Origin of the sequence: Nostoc sp., from assembly GCF_036917375.1 — a bacterium.
In the GTDB taxonomy this organism is placed as follows: Bacteria; Cyanobacteriota; Cyanobacteriia; order Cyanobacteriales; family Nostocaceae; genus Nostoc.
In genome coordinates, this window is sequence record NZ_JBALDN010000093.1 from 125,936 (window position 1) to 146,408 (window position 20,473).

General features: G+C 42.3%; 13 protein-coding genes. 8 read left to right on the top strand and 5 right to left on the bottom strand.

Translation table 11 applies throughout. The features are described 5' to 3' along the window. Nucleotides 1-359 precede the first annotated feature (359 nt). Nucleotides 360-3,503 carry an nSTAND1 domain-containing NTPase gene (locus V7K45_RS24475; protein WP_335007545.1) on the bottom strand — a complete coding sequence of 1,048 codons (3,144 nt, stop codon included), beginning with the start codon at nucleotides 3,501-3,503 and terminating at the stop codon, nucleotides 360-362. 135 nt (nucleotides 3,504-3,638) lie between these two features. Here V7K45_RS24475 and V7K45_RS24480 point away from each other — a divergent pair, with 135 nt between their 5' ends. From V7K45_RS24480 to V7K45_RS24495, 4 genes are all read left to right on the top strand, one after another. Beyond that, nucleotides 3,639-4,037 (top strand): CU044_2847 family protein, encoded by a 399-nt coding sequence (locus V7K45_RS24480; RefSeq protein WP_335007546.1) that lies wholly within the window; start codon nucleotides 3,639-3,641, stop codon nucleotides 4,035-4,037. Then, complete coding sequence (locus tag V7K45_RS24485) at nucleotides 4,034-4,744, top strand: TIGR04283 family arsenosugar biosynthesis glycosyltransferase (protein ID WP_335007547.1); 711 nt, start codon at nucleotides 4,034-4,036, stop codon at nucleotides 4,742-4,744. The genes V7K45_RS24480 and V7K45_RS24485 overlap by 4 nt, the downstream gene beginning before the upstream one ends. Before the next feature lie 427 nt (nucleotides 4,745-5,171). Beyond that, nucleotides 5,172-5,945, top strand: a complete 774-nt coding sequence (locus V7K45_RS24490) for a TVP38/TMEM64 family protein (protein ID WP_335007548.1) — start codon at nucleotides 5,172-5,174, stop codon at nucleotides 5,943-5,945. A 409-nt stretch (nucleotides 5,946-6,354) separates the two neighbouring features. Further along, nucleotides 6,355-7,905: a mercuric reductase gene (locus tag V7K45_RS24495; protein WP_335007549.1), complete on the top strand. Its 1,551-nt coding sequence runs from the start codon at nucleotides 6,355-6,357 to the stop codon at nucleotides 7,903-7,905. A 129-nt stretch (nucleotides 7,906-8,034) separates the two neighbouring features. Here V7K45_RS24495 and V7K45_RS24500 read toward each other — a convergent pair whose 3' ends face one another. Further along, nucleotides 8,035-11,070, bottom strand: coding sequence for a PA14 domain-containing protein (locus tag V7K45_RS24500; protein ID WP_335007550.1), 3,036 nt, complete (start codon nucleotides 11,068-11,070; stop codon nucleotides 8,035-8,037). Nucleotides 11,071-11,888: 818 nt separating this feature from the next. Between V7K45_RS24500 and V7K45_RS24505 the strand changes: the two genes are divergently transcribed. Next, on the top strand, nucleotides 11,889-12,092 hold the full coding sequence (locus tag V7K45_RS24505; RefSeq protein ID WP_335007551.1) for a hypothetical protein: 204 nt from the start codon (nucleotides 11,889-11,891) through the stop codon (nucleotides 12,090-12,092). Nucleotides 12,093-12,163: 71 nt separating this feature from the next. After that, nucleotides 12,164-13,564, top strand: a complete 1,401-nt coding sequence (gene mgtE / locus V7K45_RS24510) for a magnesium transporter (protein ID WP_335007552.1) — start codon at nucleotides 12,164-12,166, stop codon at nucleotides 13,562-13,564. Nucleotides 13,565-13,645: 81 nt separating this feature from the next. Here mgtE and V7K45_RS24515 read toward each other — a convergent pair whose 3' ends face one another. Continuing rightward, complete coding sequence (locus V7K45_RS24515; protein ID WP_335007553.1) at nucleotides 13,646-13,903, bottom strand: hypothetical protein; 258 nt, start codon at nucleotides 13,901-13,903, stop codon at nucleotides 13,646-13,648. Nucleotides 13,904-14,083: 180 nt separating this feature from the next. After that, complete coding sequence (locus tag V7K45_RS24520; protein WP_335007554.1) at nucleotides 14,084-14,965, bottom strand: SDR family oxidoreductase; 882 nt, start codon at nucleotides 14,963-14,965, stop codon at nucleotides 14,084-14,086. A gap of 553 nt (nucleotides 14,966-15,518) precedes the next feature. Between V7K45_RS24520 and V7K45_RS24525 the strand changes: the two genes are divergently transcribed. Further along, nucleotides 15,519-17,117, top strand: a complete 1,599-nt coding sequence (locus V7K45_RS24525) for a peptide ligase PGM1-related protein (protein ID WP_335007555.1) — start codon at nucleotides 15,519-15,521, stop codon at nucleotides 17,115-17,117. A gap of 264 nt (nucleotides 17,118-17,381) precedes the next feature. Here V7K45_RS24525 and V7K45_RS24530 read toward each other — a convergent pair whose 3' ends face one another. Then, nucleotides 17,382-19,331, bottom strand: a complete 1,950-nt coding sequence (locus V7K45_RS24530; protein ID WP_335007556.1) for a protein kinase domain-containing protein — start codon at nucleotides 19,329-19,331, stop codon at nucleotides 17,382-17,384. 401 nt (nucleotides 19,332-19,732) lie between these two features. Between V7K45_RS24530 and V7K45_RS24535 the strand changes: the two genes are divergently transcribed. Further along, nucleotides 19,733-20,164, top strand: a complete 432-nt coding sequence (locus tag V7K45_RS24535; RefSeq protein WP_335007557.1) for an EamA family transporter — start codon at nucleotides 19,733-19,735, stop codon at nucleotides 20,162-20,164. Nucleotides 20,165-20,473: the final 309 nt, after the last annotated feature.

Genomic DNA, 20,473 nt, shown 5'->3' on the forward strand with positions numbered 1-20,473 from the left:
TTTAATGAAGCTTGTTACCACAAACTAATTGTATCAAGACATCTTAGCAATGAATTTCAGAGTCAAGCGTAGGCGTAGCACAACCCAGGCATCGCTCCTGAACACCATTTTTTCAAACTAGATGCAGGGTTCGTTTTTGTTTGGTGCGATCGCCTAATTATAAAAACTAATTGCCAGCAAAGCAATCTCCGATCCTTGTGATTCGCTTTGCTCGCTCTAACAAATAAATCTTTTTGTTATGGCCATAGACGCAAAGAAAACCGCAAACAAATACTTTTAGTCGAATAATGATGTAGAAAAAGTTTGCAAAAAGTTGCATTGCAGGATTGGATAACAGTAAAAACGCAACCTAAAAGTATTCACCTAGCTGGTTCTGGTGGTAAACCAAGCTTGGCACGAAAATCCTTGTCGTATTTAGCCTGCTCCCAATTTATAGCAGAATGAACTTGGTCAGAAATAAGGTCTATCGCGCCGCTGAGGTCGGCATCAATGAGGTTGGCACTGCGGAGGTCGGCACCGTTGAGGTTGGCACCGTTGAGGTTGGCATCATTGAGGTTGGCACCGTTGAGGTTGGCATCATTGAGGTTGGCACTGCGGAGGTCGGCACCGTTGAGGTTGGCACTGCTGAGGTTGGCACTGCTGAGGTTGGCACTGCGGAGGTTGGCACTGCGGAGGTTGGCACTGCTGAGGTCGGCACCGCTGAGGTCGGCATAGCTAAGGTTGGCACTGCTGAGGTTGGCATAGCTAAGGTCGGCACCGCTGAGGTTGGCACCGCTGAGGTCGGCACTGCTGAGGTCGGCACCGTTGAGGTAGGCACTGCGGAGGTTGGCACCGCTGAGGTCGGCACCGTTGAGGTTGTTGGCAATGCTGAGGTTGGCATTGCTGAGGTTGGCATTGCTGAGGTTGGCATTGCTGAAGTTGGCATTGCGGAGGTTGGCATTGCGGAGGTCGGCACTGCGGAGGTCGGCACTGCTGAGGTCGGCACCGTTGAGGTTGGCAATGCTGAGTTTGACACCGCTGAGGTTAGCACCGCTGAGGTTGGCACCGCTGAGTTTGGCACCGCTGAGGTTAGCACCGCTGAGGTTAGCACCGCTGAGGTTGGCACTCCTGAGGTTGGCAATGCTGAGGTTGGCACCGCTGAGGTTGGCACCGCTGAGGTTGACAATGCTGAGGTTGGCACCGCTGAGGCCGGCACCACTGAAATCTTTACTAGCTAGACTCTCACCAGCTTGGACTAGTTTTTCAAGTGCTTGAATTCTTGCCTGACTGTACTTGTTTCCTCTAGCAACATCAACAGTTTGCCAAAGTTGGCTTATCCTAATCTGTTTCTCAATAACTATGCCCACATATACTGATAAACCCAGTGGGATAATTAAGAAAAAAGCAATGGATTTAAAGCGATTATTCCGTCTTTGTCTGACACTTGCTTGAATAAACTCAATAGCTTGGTCAGATAATCTTAAGTTCTCAGTTTGTTGCTTCTGAAAATCTTCTACCTCTCTTAACCGCTTCCCCTGAAATAAATAATCCTTAACCCTTCGCCTATCTTGCCATTCAATAGCTGCGGCTTCAATTTTCCGCTTTTGTCGCAGTATGTCCCGACTTTCTTCAATCCATTTCCGTAACAGCGACCAATGGCGAATGAGTGCTTCATGTGCCACATCTACCACAGCAATTTGATTAGATAAGGTACTGGTGACAACTAGCTTTTCATCAGCTAACCGTTGAATTATTCTATTAATCACGGCTTCTGGATGCTGTGAAGTAACTAAATCTCTTTGTACAACCTGTCTACGCGTATCTTCTGTTCCTTCTCCCAACTGCGTCAATTCTAAAAAAATCCGCTTTGTTGCTTGCTGTTCCTCAAGCGATAATGACTCATAAACTTCTGTAGCGCGTGTTTGCAGCGTTCCCCTGACTCCACCTAGTTTGCTATAGATAGTCAGGGTTAACCGTTCTTCAGTTCTTTGCTGCCATAGTTCTGTCAGCGTGTACTGCAACAACGGTAAACTCCCCGGTGAATCTTCTACATCTGCAATCATTTGAGAAACTAATTCCGGTTCTACTGCTAAGTTCACTTGTTCAGCAGGTTTGATAATTGCTGTTTCTAATTCCTCCCGATTCATCGGTGTTACTGTTACTAAATCCTCTTGAATTTTTTTAGCTAGTCCGCCATACTCTTGTTCGAGACATTTACCAAAAAAATCAGCCCGCATTGTGATTATTAGGCAGAGTTTATTGTCATTTCGTTGCAAAGCACCTAGCACACATTCAAAAAACTGCTGTCGTTTTGTAATGTCTTGACATTGAGTAAAAGCTTCCTCAAACTGGTCTACCACTAGCATTACGCGCTGAGTTTGTGCAGCAGTAATCAACTGTCCTAAACCAACTGCGCCTTTGGCAATTAATTCTTCTGCTTTCGCTAACTGTGATGCGCGTTCAATATCTGATAATTCTGATTCTACAAAAGCCAGTGCTAAATTTTGTAAGGGGTTAATCCCTGGTCGAAATATTTTCAACTGCCAAGTATCGCTACCTGATAACCTACGTCCTAACTTTAATTGATAAAGTAAACCTGCTCTGACAACACTAGATTTGCCACTTCCTGATGCTCCCAAGACAGCTAAGAAATTACCCGATCGCACTTTTTCTAATAATTCGTCGGTTAACGCTATTCTGCCATAAAATAAGTTAGCATCTGCTTCTGTGCAATCAAAATATGACAACCCTTTGTAAGGACAAATAGCTGATACTTGTACTGGGGAGTTAACAGCAGAGGAATTCCATTTGCGGGTGAGATTAATGGCTTCACCAGAGTTAGCAAAAATGGGACGCTGGGGAAACGGGTGATGTTCTTGATTGAGCAAGTCTACTAAAGTGTAGTTACTCACCCAACGGTCTTGTTTTGGTTCCAAACCTTGAAGCAGTGCGGCGGTGAGAACGCTGTGTTGGCTGTTAATCTCTTCAAAAGCTACTTCAAAATCACGAGAAGCCGCAATAAAACACCTGTCTCTACCTTTACCGCGATCGCCTGGATCTGCCTCTGCAAAATTTAGCACTTCTCCGCTATAACAGCAATCCAAAATCACAATTTGTTGTCTGACTTCACTTTCTTGCAGCAGTCGCCGCAGCCATTGTAGAGATAATCCCCAATTACTTGTTTCAGGGTTGACTTCACTCGTTGCTAAATAACCTTCCTGAATTCCGATATTTTTCCGCAATCCATGACCAGAAAAATAGAGTAGTGCTGTGTCTGGCGGCTTCCCATCTGGCTTAAACAATTGGACGATCGCTCTTTCTAACTGAGTTAAACTAACTTTAGTTTGCTTACCAATGCGAATCGTCTCATTTTCCTTGTCTTTGACTGCTGGGAGCCGCGTTACCCGAAATTCACCATATTGTTGTAAGATTTGAGCGATCGCTTCACCATCGGCAGCTGGTGCGTTGAGACTCTTTAAGCGGTCATACGTATTAATTCCCACCACCAAAGCGTCTCGACTCATCCTGCAAAGTCCTATGATAGTTGTGCCGAATTATTTCCAGCTTCTACAAGAAATTTACCGCATTTTACGTAAAATTTTGTAGATAAGCACCGCTGGGCTACCCTAGACGCAATTCTTTTAGGCGAGATTTATCCCATGACTCAACTCACACCTATTCAGTTAGAAGATGGCACGATTATTTACATTGAAACCACAAATAACGTAGATGCACCACCAGTTAGCATCGAAGTTTCTCCAGAGGGAGAAGAAGCGCTAATTGATAAAGGATGGGATGCTGATGCTGCACAAAAGCAAATAGTGCAAAATTTCCAAGCAATTGAAGGTACAATTCGGGCTTACACTGTTTATTCACTCAATGCTTTTAAGAAAATCCCTGTTGCTAATATTGATAAAGTCACTCTTGAATTTGGGATCAAAGTTGGCGGTGAAGCAGGTATACCTTACGTGACTAAAGGCACGGCTGAAAGCAATCTGAAGGTAACGGTAGAGTGTTCATTTCCTGACCAACCGGAAAAGAAAACTCAGCAATCATGAGTGAGAGTATTGACGCAGCCAAAATTTCAATTATTATTCCGGCTATTAATGAAGCGGGGAATATTCAAAAAGCTATTGCTACTACTCAAGGCAGTATAGATATAGAAGTCATTGTAGTCGATGGTGGCTCTAGTGATGATACTGTAGCGATCGCTCAGTCTTTAAATGTCAAAGTTATCTCATCATCTCCCGGTCGTGCTGTGCAAATGAACGCGGGTGCTGTAGCGGCTAGCGGTGAGATTCTGTTATTTCTCCATGCAGATACCCGTTTGCCAACTGGGTTTGATGAGATGATTCGCACGGCACTACAACAGCCTGGGATTGTGGCTGGTGCTTTTAAGTTGCGGATTGATGCGTCACTTTTAAGTTTACGATGGGTAGAGTGGGGAGTAAATGTGCGATCGCATTTTTACCAAATGCCCTATGGCGACCAAGCAATTTTTTTAACAAAGGAAGTATTTCAGCAAATAGGCGGCTTTCCCGAATTGCCTATCATGGAAGACTTTGAACTCATGCGTCGTTTAAAACGCATCGGACGCGTTGTAATTATTCCCACACCAGTTGTCACCTCAGCCCGTAGATGGTTGCAAAAGGGAGTATTAAAAACTACGCTGCTTAATCAAATAGTAATTATTGCTTATTTGCTCGGCGTTTCACCTGAGCGAATTTGTCGCTGGTATCGCCAAGAAAAATTTAAGAGGCTTTAAGCTGTTTCTCATGTAGGTAGTGGATTGTTTCAGCTAATTTAGTGCAATAAATTTTCTTGTAGTGTGGACATATTGCCATTGGTGTCAACTCAGAGCTATTTTCACACGCGGTAGGGGCGCAATGCCTTGATACGTGTCAACTTAGGAATTTTTTAATCTGCGATCGTTTTGGATATGGCGGCGCAATGCCTTGATACGTGTCAACTTAAGCCAGTCCGCCCACCGTTAAAACGGCGGTCTAATAACCCAAGTCCATTAAAATGGACTGTAATCTTCTGTCCTCTTCAGAGGACTTTTGCTATCAGACAGGGATTTTAATCCCTGGCTGGCGGACGTTCGGTTTGACGTTAAGTTGACTCAAAGTACTACTGTAAAGTTGCTCAGAAAGCATTAGCTGAAAGTGTAGCAGTAGAAGAAATCACAACCCATGAAAAAACTAACAATCATTCAGATATTTAAAAGTATTGATGCCAAAAACTTCCAGAAGTTTCTTAGCTTCAGTGTATTAATATTACTAATATTAGTAAGTAGTTTTTCATTAAACACACATCCAGCTTTGGCACAAGAATTGGCAAATTCAAATTCTTTCAATCCCCAAGCAATTTTACGCGAAGCCTTGCAGTGGATTGATAGCCTTGGTACTGTAGGAGCGATCGCTTTTATTGCCCTTTATATTATCGCTACCGTTGCTTTTTTCCCAGGTTCTATTCTCACCTTGGGAGCTGGTGTTATCTTTGGTGCAGTTTGGGGTTCTCTCTACGTGTTTATCGGTGCAACCTTTGGCGCTACTGCTGCTTTCCTTGTGGGACGTTATTTAGCAAGGGGTTGGGTTGCTGGTAAAATCGCAGATAACAAAAAATTTGCCGCCATAGATGAAGCTGTAGGTAAAGAAGGATTAAAAATTGTCCTGTTAACGCGACTATCCCCGATATTTCCTTTCAATTTATTAAACTATGCCTTTGGCATCACAGGAGTTTCACTTAAAGATTACTTTGTCGGCTCTGTAGGCATGATTCCCGGAACCATTTTGTACGTTTATATTGGTTCCCTTGCAGGAAATCTGGCCATGATTGGTACTGAGACTCAACCTACCAACCCTACTTTACAATGGGCAATTCGCATCTTGGGTTTGATTGCAACTGTCGCTGTTACAGTTTATGTAACCCGGATTGCACGCAAAGCTTTAGAAAAAGAATTGTAGGGTAGCACCACTGTACAAATCTATGTCAACTGCAATTTGCTGTAATATCATGTCCGCGTAATTAGTTATGATTCCCATATCTATTGCAACCCTCCCCTTGCTAATGGCCTAAAGTACACACAGTCAAATTACCCCCCTTAATCTCCCCTTAGAAAGGGGGGAAACTAGAAATACAGTTCCCTCCTTAATACATACGGGGAGGGTTAGGGTGGGGTAAAAACGAGATTCGTAAACTACTTCAGACTTGTGTGTACGCCGTAGTTGCTAAGGGGAGGGGAGACAAAGCGTAGCTTTGGCGGAGGTTGGTGTTCTTGTAGCTCACTCAATCGACGCTATAAACAAGCATAAAAATAAAAGACTGAGCCACCTAAATTAATCGGGATTCTTAATTTTAAAAGAGGTTTTGCCAATGACCAATTCAGATTTAGAGAGAGTCACAGTTCGCCCAGTAGACGAGTATAACCAAAAGTTGGTATCTTACGCCCATCCGCCAAATTGGGTTAATCCTCAACCCGCCGATGTTTACGACTTGGTGGTAATTGGGGCTGGTACGGCGGGATTAGTGGTGGCGGCGGGTGCTGCGGGTCTGGATTTGGGTTTAAAGGTGGCGTTAATTGAAAAGCATCTCATGGGTGGAGATTGCTTAAATGTTGGTTGCGTACCATCTAAAACTATTATTCGTTCTGCCCGCGTCGTTGGCGAAATCTGGGATGCTAAAGACTTGGGAGTTAATATTCCCCAACATAATATTGATGTTGATTTTCCCAAAGTTATGGCTAGGATGCGGCGGATAAGAGCTGATATCAGCCCTAACGATTCGGCGGAACGGTTTCAAAAGTTGGGTGTCGATGTCTTTTTGGGTAGCGGTCGATTTGCAAGTAAAAATACGGTGGAAGTTGGCGATAAAACCCTCCGATTTAAAAAAGCTGTAATTGCGACTGGCGCAAGAGCTGCACAACTGTCGATTCCGGGAATTGAACAGGCGGGTTATCTAACCAATGAAACAGTTTTTTCCCTAATTCAACGACCGGAACGTTTGGCGGTGATTGGTGGCGGCCCCATTGGTTGCGAATTGGCCCAAGCTTTCCGGCGGTTGGGTTGTGAGGTGGTACTTTTCCATAGCGGTTCTCACATCCTTAATAAAGAAGATGCTGAAGGCGCTGAAATTCTCCAAAAGGTTTTAATTAGGGAAGGAATTCGCCTGGTATTAAATTCCAAGTTAGAAGAAGTAGTAACTGTCACCGAAGGGAAACGACTTTACTTTTCCTCCAACGGTCATCGAGATTCGGTGACAGTCGATGAAATTTTAGTCGGTGCGGGGCGATCGCCAAATGTAGAAAATCTAAATTTAGAAGCTGTGGGTGTAGAATATGACAAGCACCAAGGCGTAAAGGTAAATGATTACCTCCAGACGACCAATCCCAAAATTTATGCAGCTGGCGATATCTGCATGAACTGGAAGTTTACCCATGCTGCTGATGCAGCAGCGCGGATTGTAATTAAAAATACCCTGTTTTCTCCCTTTGGCATAGGACGCTCGAAACTCAGTAGTCTGGTGATGCCTTGGGTAACTTATACTGACCCAGAAATTGCTCATGTAGGGTTGTACGAACATGAGGCGCAGAAATTGGGTATTGAGGTGACGACAATCAACATACCTTTTAATAGTGTAGATCGAGCGATCGCAGATGGTGAAGAGTTAGGATTTCTCAAAATCCACCATAAAAAGGGGTCTGATGAAATTATCGGTGCAACTATTGTCGCCAGTCACGCAGGTGAGATGATTTCAGAAGTGACTACGGCAATGGTGAATAAGATTGGTTTGAGCAAATTAAGCAGTGTAATTCATCCTTATCCCACTCAAGCCGAAGCGATTAAAAAAGCCGCTGATGCTTATCGTCGAACGCTATTAACATCAAATACCAAAAAGTTGTTGGGATTTCTAACAAAGTTATCCTAATCAAAATCAGTGAACAGTTGGATAACTGTTCACTGATAAATGATACAGCAGTTTTCAACTAGATGAGGTACAAAGTACAGGACTAAAAATCAGATTTACTTCCTGTCTCCTGCCTCCTTCAAGTCACCTCTAAACAGGCCGGAAGCGATCGATCTCGCCGCCGGTCAAGTTTGCGTAATACAGATTACCATCCGGCCCAGTGGTAATTTGTGCAGTTACCCCTAAATTAGGTCTATCTACTTGGGAAGCAAACCGCTTAACTGAGACAAATTTACCCTGACTATCGAAAGTCAAAGCATCGATAGTTCCTTGGCTGAAATCACCAACGAATAAAGCACCTTGATACATCGAGGGGAAAGTATTACCTGTGTAAAAGTCACCCATGACGATCGAATTAGAACCACCAGTATGCTTGTAGGTGTAAACTGGTGCTGTAACAGTTTTACCACTACTATAGAAATCTTTCGCTGCATCTAGGTTAGAATAGCTTGGTTGTTTCAGACTGGTAGTATTGCCATTAGCGTCAAGTCCTCCTTCATAGAACGGCCAGCCAAAGTTCGATCCTGGTTTTGCGATATTGACTTCTTCCCAAGTAACGAAGCCAACATCACCAATTACAGGGGTATTGGTCTTTTTATCAATTGTGAAACGGAAGGGGTTACGCAGACCTAAGCTATAAACTTTGGAACTATTACTATTGACATCGCCATTGTAGAAAGGATTACTCGATAAGCCTTGACCAGTAATCGGGTCAATCCGCAGGATCTTACCAGACAGATTATTAACATCCTGAACGCGAATTGCTCTGGGGTCTATCCCATTGTAGGAAGTACCATCTCCTACGCTCACAAACAGAGAACCATCAGTACCAAAATGCACAGAACCAATTGAGTGAGATTCACTATCATTGGCTATAAAATTCTGGATATTTTGGACTTTATCAAGATTATTAAGATAATCCTGCAAGCTGGTAAACGGCTTACCAGTATCTTTGTTGAGAATTCCTGATGGTGCATAGCCAAGTGAGACATTTGTACTATTTCCATCTGGGTGGCTGATATTTGCCCAAGTACCATTTGTGCCTAGCAGCACAACTTCGCTGCCAGCAATTGCAGTAGTGTAATTAGTGTTGGGGTCAGCTGTAAAGCGACTTAGCCGTGCAGTACGATTCCCATTCTGATCGGGATCGTCCAATGTACTATTGGGATTGTTCTTAGAATTGCTTGTATTAGTTTCTGGTGGATCGTAGGTATACAACAGGTAAACATAGTTGTTGCCGTTCGGACTTTTGCCAAAATCTGGATGTACGGCAATGCCTAAAAGACCGCGATCGCGCGTATCATTTACCTCTTTGCTAATATCAGTAAATGGTGTTGATAATAAGGTACCGTTTTTCATGACTCGCACTACCCCATTTTTCTGGGCAACGAACATGCTCTTACCATCAGGTGTCCATTCAAAAGCTGTAGGTTGATTCAAACCAGAAGCTACTGTATCTAAAGCAAAGTTACCAGAGTCATTATCAATAATAGTGATACTTGTCTGTTGATCGGTTAGCTGCACTCCAACTGGGTTACTGAAATTCAAAGTAAATGTTTCATTTGATTCCCCAACGTTGTCATTGAGAATGGGGATAACAATGGTGTTGCTGGTTTGTCCAACTGCAAAACTCAAGCTTCCAGATACAGCCTGGTAGTCAGATCCAGCTTTAGCAGTCCCATCTTGGGTTATGTAGTTGACGCTAGCAGCCGCCGAAGCATTGCCCCGTGTAACTGTCACCTTAGCAGTACCGTCACCTTCATTAACTATTGGCTGACTGAAATCGAGGCCAGAGCGATCGTTGTCTTGAATCGTAATTGCGAGAGTTCTTTGGAGTCCTAGTGTTGCCCCTTCTGCCTGATCGATGACAAAATTAAAGGTTTCATCTCCTTCTATCAAGGAATCATCATTGATCGGAATGGATACCTGCGCGCTGCTTTGTCCCGGCGCAAAAGTAAGTACTCCAGCACTTTCAACGCCTTCACTCCCATAGTCAACTCCTTTTGTAGCAGTATTAGCTATAGTTGCATACTTGATTGAAGATGTACCGCTTAAATCTCCAGTTCTAAGTAATTTGACGGTAACACTATTACTGCCTTCATTCACAGTTGTCGAAGACGAGCTTAAGGTGATAGTGGTCTGAAGAAATGGTGAATAAAGTTGAGACTGAGGAATGATTTCTTTCGCCTGAGAAGCGCTTGACCAACGCAGTTGAGAAACGGCATTGCCTTTATTTTCATAGTACTCAAGTTTAATATCGTACTTCTGACCTGCAACCAATGCGATCGAGCCACTGGATTCGGTGGCAGGTTGATCGATAAACTTATCGATGATTTGTTGACCATTCACCCACAGTCGCACACCATCATCAGCAGTGGTGTAGAACTTGTAAGTTTCGCTGTACTTGGCTTCTACTTGACCTGTCCACCGCGCTGAGAAGCTATCTGCATCAATCGACGGAGCGGGAGAATCAGCGCCCCAGTTAAAGTTCACCGTCGGATCGGTAGTAGTTACCTTCAGGTTAGTGAAGTCGATATTGTCGTAGTACTCTGCTTTGAGTCCGTTGCCATTACTAGTTGTGCTGATATTACTATACAGTTGCGACTGAGGAATGATTTCTTTCGCCTGAGAGGTGCTTGACCAACGCAGTTGCGAAACGGCATTGGATTTATTTTCGTAGTACTCAAGTTTAATATCGTACTTCTGACCTGCAACCAATGCGATCGAGCCACTGGATTCGGTGGCAGGTTGATCGATAAACTGATTGATGATTTGTTGACCATTCACCCACAGTCGCACACCATCATCAGCAGTGGTGTAGAACTTGTAAGTTTCGCTGTACTTGGCTTCTACTTGACCTGTCCACCGCGCTGAGAAGCTATCTGCATCAATCGACGGAGCGGGAGAATCAGCGCCCCAGTTAAAGTTCACCGTCGGATCTGTACGAGTTACCTTCAGGTTGGTGAAGTCCATGTTGTCGTAATACTCTGCCTTGAGTCCATCTCCTTGAGAGACTAAGCTAGAGCGAGCAGAAATACTGGTTTGTTTTTGGTCAATACTTTCTAGAGATGATTTAGTAGTAATTACTGGACTTACAGATGTTGATAAGTTTTGATTTGATGTCATAATTAGTGTTTCAGTATTAGTTTCCCATTAAATTTTTCAACAAAGAATGCATCATGAAGCTTGATAAAAATATATTTATAAGCTAATAATTGATTAACTTATAAATATATATTCAGTAATTACTAATCATGAATAATTAGTTGAAAATATATTAGTCTTTGTTAGTCTTTATTTTCTTTCAACAAATTACTGAATTATTGAGACTTCTAAGTTTTACTGATGTGCAGATGCATATCAGCAAGGCAAGCAATGCTTAAGAAAGCAAATACATGCGTAATTAGTCAAATGCAATAACTTTACATAGATTACTTAAGTATTCTCTTAGTTCTTACACATTTGACAATAGATAGCGGTGTTATGTCTATGTTCTATATGGAACTTTGTTTAAATATTCATATTGATATATCCTTTTTTAAAGGAATATCAAAGTTTTGATGATGTTTAAATAAAAAATGCCAAAATATCGGATAATCTAATGTGTTTTATCTACAAAATTATTAACTATATAAAATTTATATAAAGAAAAACTTTAATACTTAAAGATTTGAAAAATTAATATTTATCTATACTTTATTTTGACTATTACTTTATTTCTTTTTTCCCAGAACCAGCAGAAATATAGTAATAACCTAAAATCAGCGGAACAAAAACTTTTGCAAAATCCTCACCATTTATGCATTTAAGCTAGAGAACACAATCCAATACTGCTCGGTTAAAGGGAAAAGGGTAAAGGTTAAAGGGGAAGGGGACAATACAGAACCTTTTCCCGACTTATGCAAGAAGTCTCTTGTTGTGAGTGGATTATCCTGTAAATCGCTATGGGACAGTTTCTTTTCTCTAGAGGCTACGCCCTAAGCGTTCGCGTTGGCGAAGCCTCTCGAAGAGAAGCGTCTTTTAGAGAAGCTATGCCGCAGGCTTTAGGAGGCGCTGCAAGCAAAGAATTGTCAGCATCCGAAACCCTCTCTTTCGTTCATTTACAAAAGTTTTTAATTTACTCCAAGTCAGAAAAATTACAAGTTTGACGTTGCACATTCCCAGTTTCCCCTAGACTAGGGGCAGCAACCTTGTTCAAACTGGCTGAGGAAAGTGGACTTTGACTGAGACAAACAATTTAAACTCTACCATCCAGAATCTCTCACGCAGGGAATTACGAGATTTAGTGCGGACTCAGCTGCAAATGCTCCTAGAAGCAGGAGACTTGCAGGGAGCAAAATCTATTCTCGTACCCGTGCAGCCTGCGGATATAGCCGAGGCGATTGAGGGTTTGCCAGAAGCGATGCACGCTTTGGCTTTTCGCTTGCTTTCAAAAGATGAGGCGATCGAAGTTTATGAATATCTCGACTACAGTGTTCAAGAACGGTTAATTGAAGAACTTAAAAGCCAGGAAGTCTGCGATATTGTCGATCAAATGTCGCCGGATGACCGAGCTAGGTTATTTGATGAATTACCGGCAAAAGTCGTCAATCGCTTGCTAGAACAACTGAGTCCAGCGGAACGTCAAGCTACAGCCCAACTATTGGGTTATGAAGCTGATACAGCTGGGCGAATTATGACGCTAGAGTTAATCTCGCTGAAAGAAAATTTCACAGTATCTCAAGCTCTAGAGCGAATTCGCAACTTAGCTAATGCCAGTGAGATGATTTATTATCTTTATGTCATGGATGCGGCAAGGCGCTTGACGGGGATTGTATCGTTGCGGGAATTAGTAACGTCTCAGCCTGAGCAAATTATTGGCGAAATTATGACCCGTGATGTGGTGTTTGTCTACACTGATACAGATCAAGAAGAAGTTGCAAGATTAATCCAAAGATATGATTTTTTAGCTGTGCCTGTAGTAGATCGAGAACAGCTTCTAGTAGGTATTGTTACGGTGGATGATGTAATAGATATTCTGCAACAAGAAACCACCGAGGATATCTATGCCTTGGGTGGTGGTGTGCAGTCGGGGGGCGACAATTATTTTCAAATGAATTTGCTGGAAATTGCTCGGAAACGGGTTGTCTGGTTATTGGTCTTACTTGTAACCAATACCGTTACAGGCACAATTATTAAGTCGCAAGAAGATATTTTAGCAAAAGTGGTGACACTAACGGCCTTTATTCCTTTGTTAACTGGTACTGGGGGTAATGTAGGCGCTCAATCTTCCACAGTGGTGATTCGCGGGATGAACACCGATGAAATCCGATCGCTTGGTGCATTGCAGGTAATCGGCCGAGAAGCGATCGCTGGGGCATTATTGGGAGCAATGTTAGGTACGATCGCTACTGTCTGGGCTTATTTTCTGCAAGGACGATTAGAAGTAGCGATCGCTGTAGGCACTAGTTTGGTAGCTATTTCTATTTTGGCTTCGATCTCCGGTTCAGCACTGCCATTTCTATTTCGCTATCTGCGTTTAGATCCGGCATTAATGTCAGCGCCATTCATCACCACAGCAGTTGATGTTGTAGGTGTTTTGATTTACTTCAATTTGGCGCGGGTAATTTTAAAGTTATGAAAAAAGTCATTAGTCATTGGTCATTAGTCATTAGTGAATAACACACTACAAATGACAAAGGGCAAATGACTAACTTAACTTTTACAATTCTGATGCCGTATCTGGAGCAACAATTTCGCCAGTACCTATTTGTAGTATCATGTCCTGGTCAGTAATTAATCCGCTAAGTTCCTTTACTTGTAAATTCATTTCTTCACAAGCTTTTCTAAGTTCTCTGGCAAATGTGTTGAGGTCTTGACCATAGCCACATTGATAAGCAGCAGTTTCAATTCCTTGCTGGGCATTTGCTCTAGCACAATCTACTAGTTCTCTGCCATTCAATGGTGTAGGAGATGCCATAGACGTAGTTATTATTTATTAAATGTTTGCTGCTAGATAGACTATCAATATTCCCACATTTACTCATCCCTCCAATGGAAGACCATCAGGGTATAATTTAAAAGTAATTATTTTTTTCTCATTAGTCATTAGTTCTTTATTCAAAGTGAATAACCAATGACTAATGACTGAATTTTTCACTTACCCATTGACAACATCTCCACCATTGACATGTAACACTTGTCCAGAGACATAAGAAGAATCATCAGAAGCTAAATATACGTAGCTAGGAGCAACTTCTTCTGGTTGTCCGGCTCGTTCCATTGGTACTTGTTTGCCAAAAGTTTCAACTTTCTCTTCGGGAAAAGTTGAGGGAATTAAAGGTGTCCAAATTGGTCCTGGGGCGACAGCATTAACCCGAATTCCTTTTGATACCAAATTTTTTGATAAGGAGCGAGTGAAAGCAACGATCGCACCTTTTGTAGAGGAGTAATCTAGTAGTTGTGGGCTACCTTTATAAGCTGTTACCGATGTGGTATTGATGATAGCACTGCCTGTTTGTAGATGTTTGAGTGCTGCCTTAGTCATGAAAAACATTGAGAAGATATTAGTGCGGAAAGTTCGCTCTAGTTGTTCTTCGGTGATTTCTTCAATACTTTCTTTCGGATGTTGTTCAGCAGCGTTGTTGACGAGAATATCGAGTTTGCCAAACTCACCAACTGTTTGTTGTATGGCTTGCTGACAAAAAGTTTCATTGCCAATATCACCTGCAATTGTTACTGCACGACGCCCTTGTTTTTCTACCAAATGTTTTGTTTCTTTGGCATCATCGTGTTCATTAAGGTAAAGAATAGCCACATCCGCACCTTCTTTTGCAAATGCGATCGCAACAGCACGGCCAATCCCACTATCTGCACCCGTAATCAATGCTACTTTATCTTGTAACTTACCACTACCGCGATACTGAGCATCATCTGCTTTGGGTTTTGGTGTCATTTCTGATTCAACACCTGGTGTTTCTTGTTGCTGTGGCGGTTGTAATTTTTGCTCTTTTTTCTCTTTTGGTTCTTTCGATTTAGCCATCTGTTTTACCTTGGTAATTGAATATTGAATGGGGAATTGAGCATTGAGAATTAGTTCCACTCTATTTTTCTCATCTCTCCTATTCCCTATTTCATAACTAAACCTTGGATCGAAAATTCAACCCAAGGTCTATTTTTTGCTTTGACTCTCACTAGCCATTTGCAATTTTAGGCATTTATATCCTGGATGTTTGCCAAACTTATTTATTCCAGCAACTCTACGCAACTTACATAACTTATCCTCACGCCTGACCATGAAAATAAGTACACAACTTTAATGTGATGAAGAATTTATCTTTTTCATCTGCTTTCAAGTTAACTATTATGTTGCTCTACTTTATCGCCCCCTAGAGGTAAAGTAAGCAGCAATTAACTCAACCTTAAGAGGGAAAAGAATTAAAGAAGTCGGCGATTTGCGGGTTGCTATAGTTCGCTCAATCCTTGCTGACTTCCGGAAATTTTTTACAAAACTACCTGAATCTTGACACGGTGACTATACATCGTCCAAAAGGGTGCGTGGTGCGCTACATTGAGATCATTAGAGGGCATGGGTTATGGCAACATTAAATATTTCCGAGTTAGAACAGGTTGAAAAGTTTCGCCACTTACAATTAACCCTGCGCGATCGCTGGAAAACGAGCGAAATATTTGACAATAGTGAAGCGGATATTTTAATTATTCCCTCCTTGAGTCTTGACCAGGGAGAACTCCAAAAGATCGAAGGCTGCGAGCATTATGAAGAAAGATTACTATTTTCCTTAATTCGGTTGCGGAATCCCCAAACTCGGCTGATTTATGTAACATCAGTACCGCTGCATCCGAGTATTATTGATTATTATCTGCAACTGTTGCCAGGAATTCCCTTTTCTCATGCTCGCAATCGCTTGCTGTTACTTTCTACTTACGATTCCTCTTTTAAGCCTCTGAGCCAAAAGATTTTAGAACGCCCACGGTTGCTAGAACGGATTCAGAAATCTTTGAGGCTAGACAAATCATTTATGATCTGTTACAACTCTTCGCACTGGGAAGGCGAATTGTCTTTAAAATTGGGTGTACCACTGTATGCGGCTGCACCAGATTTACAGATTTGGGGAACAAAAAGTGGCAGTCGGGAAATCTTCAAGGAAAGCGGAGTACCGCATCCAGATGGCAGCGAAAAAGTTTGGAACCACGAAGATTTGACAGAAGCTACCGTTGATTTGTGGGAACGCCAACCAACATTAAAACGGGTAGTAGTAAAACTCAACGAGGGCATTTCTGGCGAGGGGAATGCATTGCTGGATCTGAGACCGATTGAGAATTTAGCACCAAACATTGGTACTCATGCCGAAAGGATAGCAGCAATTAGCGATCGCTTATCAACGATGCGCTTTCAAGCAAAACAAGAGACTTGGGATAGTTTTTTGGGAAAAATGCCTGAGTTAGGGGCAATCGCTGAAGCATTTGTGGAAGGGGAAATTAAGCGATCGCCCAGCGTTCAAGGACGGATCACGCCCCAAGGCGAAGTAGAAATCCTTTCAACTCACGACCAAATTCTCGGAGGCCCAGACGGTCAGATTTATCTTGGTTGCAGGTTTCCTGCTGATGAAAGATATCGATTGCAATTACAGCAATTGGGACTTCAAGTTGGCAGAAAACTAGCAGAAAAAGGTACTTTAGAGCGGTTTGGTGTAGATTTTATCGCCGTTGACAAGGGTAATGGAGACTGGGATATTCAAGCGATCGAAATTAACCTGCGTAAAGGCGGTACAACGCATCCATTCATGACCCTGAAATTGTTAACGAACGGCCGCTATGACCTTTCGACGGGTTTATTTTATAGTCAACAAGGTCGTCCAAAATACTACGTTGCTACTGATAATCTGCAAAAAGAGCGCTATCAGGGATTATTACCCAATGATTTGATGGATATCATCGCTCACCATAGACTACACTTCGACAGCGGTACAGAAACTGGTACAGTGTTTCATCTCATGGGTTGCCTTTCGCAGTTTGGCAAGGTGGGATTAACCAGCATCGGTGATTCTCCGCAACAAGCACAAGATATTTATAACAAAGTTGTCAAAGTTTTGGATGAAGAAACCCGCAGCGAAAATAGCGATTTCTCGGCGTTTTCAGATTATTCCTTTCCTGTAGTTTGGGATGAATTGTAATTAAGGAATGTCGTTTGTAACACATGGCAGGGGCACAAGGCTTGCTGTGCCCCAATGATATTATGTCTGCCAGTTATATATACAGCGTATTTCAGGTAAATAGACTTCTTGGCATTGTAGGGAAAAGGGGAAAGGGGAAAGGGTAAAGGTATGGAATTTTCCCTTTCCCTTTAACCTTTAACCTTTCCCCAACATCTTGGCATTTGTTACTTTTGCAAGATGTCTAATGAAGTACACGAATATATTGTCCCCCACCGATCAGTTCTAAATGCGCCGATCGCTGTTAGGTAAATTTTGCTGGTTGCTTGGCTGTTTACCAGATTGCAATTGGGTATATATATAGGTTACTACTGCTAAAGTCAGCCCAATAGCCAACACCACGCCTATGATTCGCAAGAAATTGGGAGTAATTCTCGTAGTTAGCTGCTCACTTAGCCTTGGTTGGTAAATAGTATCATCCGTTCGTGCTTGTGTTCTGCTTTGATTAGACGCACGTCGTGGCTGATACAACGTCACATCTGATTGCACTGGTGGTCTACTTTGATTAGACGCGGGTCGCGGCTGATACAATGTCTTATCTGGTGGTACTTGTTGACCGCCTTGATTAGATCCTGGTCGTGGTTGAAACAACGTCTTATCTGGTGGTACTTGTTGACCGCCTTGATTAGATCCTGGTCGCGGTTGAAACAACGTCTTATCTGGTGGTACTTGTTGACCACCTTGATTAGATCCTGGTCGCGGTTGAAACAACGTCTTATCTGGTGGTACTTGTCGACCGCCTTGATTAGATCCTGGTCGTGGTTGATATAACGTCACATCAGGTTTGCTGGTGTTCGGATTATTCACAGGACTCTGTTGATTTTGCTCAACTGGGTTAAATGGTCTGGGAACAGTTTCGTGATTTGAGTCTTGATTATAAGCAGATGGAGGACGCAGAATCGTGTCGTCGTTTGGTTGTCTGGGGACAGTTTCGTGATTTGAGCCTTGATTGTATGCAGATGGAGGACGCAGAATCGTGTCGTCGTTTGGTTGTCTGGGAACAGTTTCGTGATTTGAACCTTGATTGTAAGCAGATGGAGGACGCAGAATCGTGTCGTCGTTTGATTGTCTGGGAACAGTTTCGTGATTTGAGCCTTGATTGAAACCAGATGGAGGGCGAATCACAGTATCCTCGTTCGATTGTCTGGGAAGAGTTTCGTGATTTGAGCCAAGATTTGAAGAAGGTTGCGATCGCCCAGTAATTTGTCCGGGTACACTAGATTCTGTGGCAAATTTGGCAGCAGCTTGCAAAGCTTGATTCAGTTCTTCTACTGTTGCAAATCGGTTGGCTGGGTTCTTGTGGAGGCATTTCATCACCACGGCTTCTAATTGTTCGGGTAAATGCTCACACCCTGGTTGCTCGCGTAGTGGTTTTGGTGGCTCATAAGCATGAGCTAATACCCAAGAAGCCTCACTCACATGACTACCCTTAATACTGATTCCAAAGGGGTCGGCTGCACTCAGCATTTCATAAAGGATAATCCCTAAGCTATAAATATCACCTCTAGCATCCAGGTTTCGATCGCTTTGGATTTGTTCAGGAGGTGCGTAACGAAATGTACCGATAAATGTACTAGTTATATTTGTAATATTGGAATTTTCTGAAGATTCACTACGAATTTTGGCAACACCAAAATCCAAAACCTTCACCCACTCTCCCAAATCTGTCGGTATCAAAAATATATTATCTGGCTTCAGATCGCGGTGAACTACCTGAATATGTTCAGTGGTTTTGCCGCCATCCCGTTGGAGAGTCACTCCTTGATGGGCAAGCTGTAAACCCTTACAAACTTGCGCCATAATCTTCACCGTTCGCTCCACAGACAGCCGCTTTTCGCGCAGCAGTAATTGCCTAAGCGTTTGCCCCCGCAAATATTCCATGACGTAAAATGGAAAACCTTCCGGGGTTACACCACAATCACTAATCTTAACAATGTGGTCGCTTTGCAAAGCAGCACAAACTGCCACCTCCCGCTCAAAACGCTTTCTCATTTCCAGTGATGCCACTAGCGTATCTTTGAGCAACTTCAACGCTACCTGCTGACCAACACGGGTGTCCGTTGCTAAGAAAACTTCTCCCATGCCACCCCCGCCTAACCGTCTGTCTAAACGGTATCGCTGGTTATCACCGACGAAGCGACCATTCCAAGAATTTGAAGAAGGTGGGGATTTCATCTGGGGCAACCCATCCTAGTTACTTTAAGTGTTAACTTTATTCAGAGATAATACTAGTATTACAAATATGATTGCTTTATAACTTAGATCAATATTAGTAATATATACTACTAGTAATTATCTAATTATACTCAGCTTAACATATTAATAACTTAAAGTAATATGATAAATTTGATAAAATTTTAAAATTAAGACCTATAGCAGTTGAAATTTGTTCCTGATATTAAGTTAGCGCAAGTTCGCCGAGAATCGTCGCTTCAGTAGTACTGAGTGACTAAAAGAGTCAAACGGTGGAGCGCAAACTAGGAACCTAGCAAGTCAAACTTTACAGACAAGTAATTGAATTTAAGACTCTGATTAAATTACACTGCTAATTTTGACCGACTAATCAGGAGGCTAAGATGGAAAGCAACACCACAACATGGTGGATATATGCATTATTGTCAGCTGGCTTTGCAGCATTGACAACTATCTTTGCCAAAATTGGAATAGAAAATGTGAATGCTAATTTAGCAACAGCAATCCGAACTGTTGTGATCTTAGTAGTTGCTTGGGGAATTGTATTTTTTCAGGGGAACGTAGTTAATATCTTAGCTTTACCCCAAAAAACCATGATTTTCTTATTATTATCTGGAGTATCTACAGGGTTATCATGGATTTTTTACTTCCAAGCCTTACAAGTAGGAAAAGCTTCCCTTGTTGCACCAATTGATAAATCAAGCTTGGTATTAGTTTTATTATTTTCAGTAATTTTTTTGGGAGAAACATTAAGCTGGAAGATCGTTTTAGGAACTGGGTTAGTAGTCATCGGCACTTTAGTTTTAATTATTTAAAATCTTAATTAATCTCGACTCGATCCAAAATTAAGAGCTAATTTGTAAACTCAAGTAAAGTACTTATCTAATAAGGGTTTCAGTAATTTAACTCAATACAGCATTTATTCGCTGAAACTCAGACATAGCAATGAGTTGAGTACCCTTAAGATTTTCTTTACGAATCAGCTCTAAGAACTCGGTTTTCTTTATCCGGCAAAACCTAGCTTTTTGGCAAAAGACATCTCCGAAAACAGTTAAAGCCTTTGTGTGGCTAGGCTGTAGCCCGTAAATGCAATCATCTTAAATTAGTTAGTCTGTACGATAAAA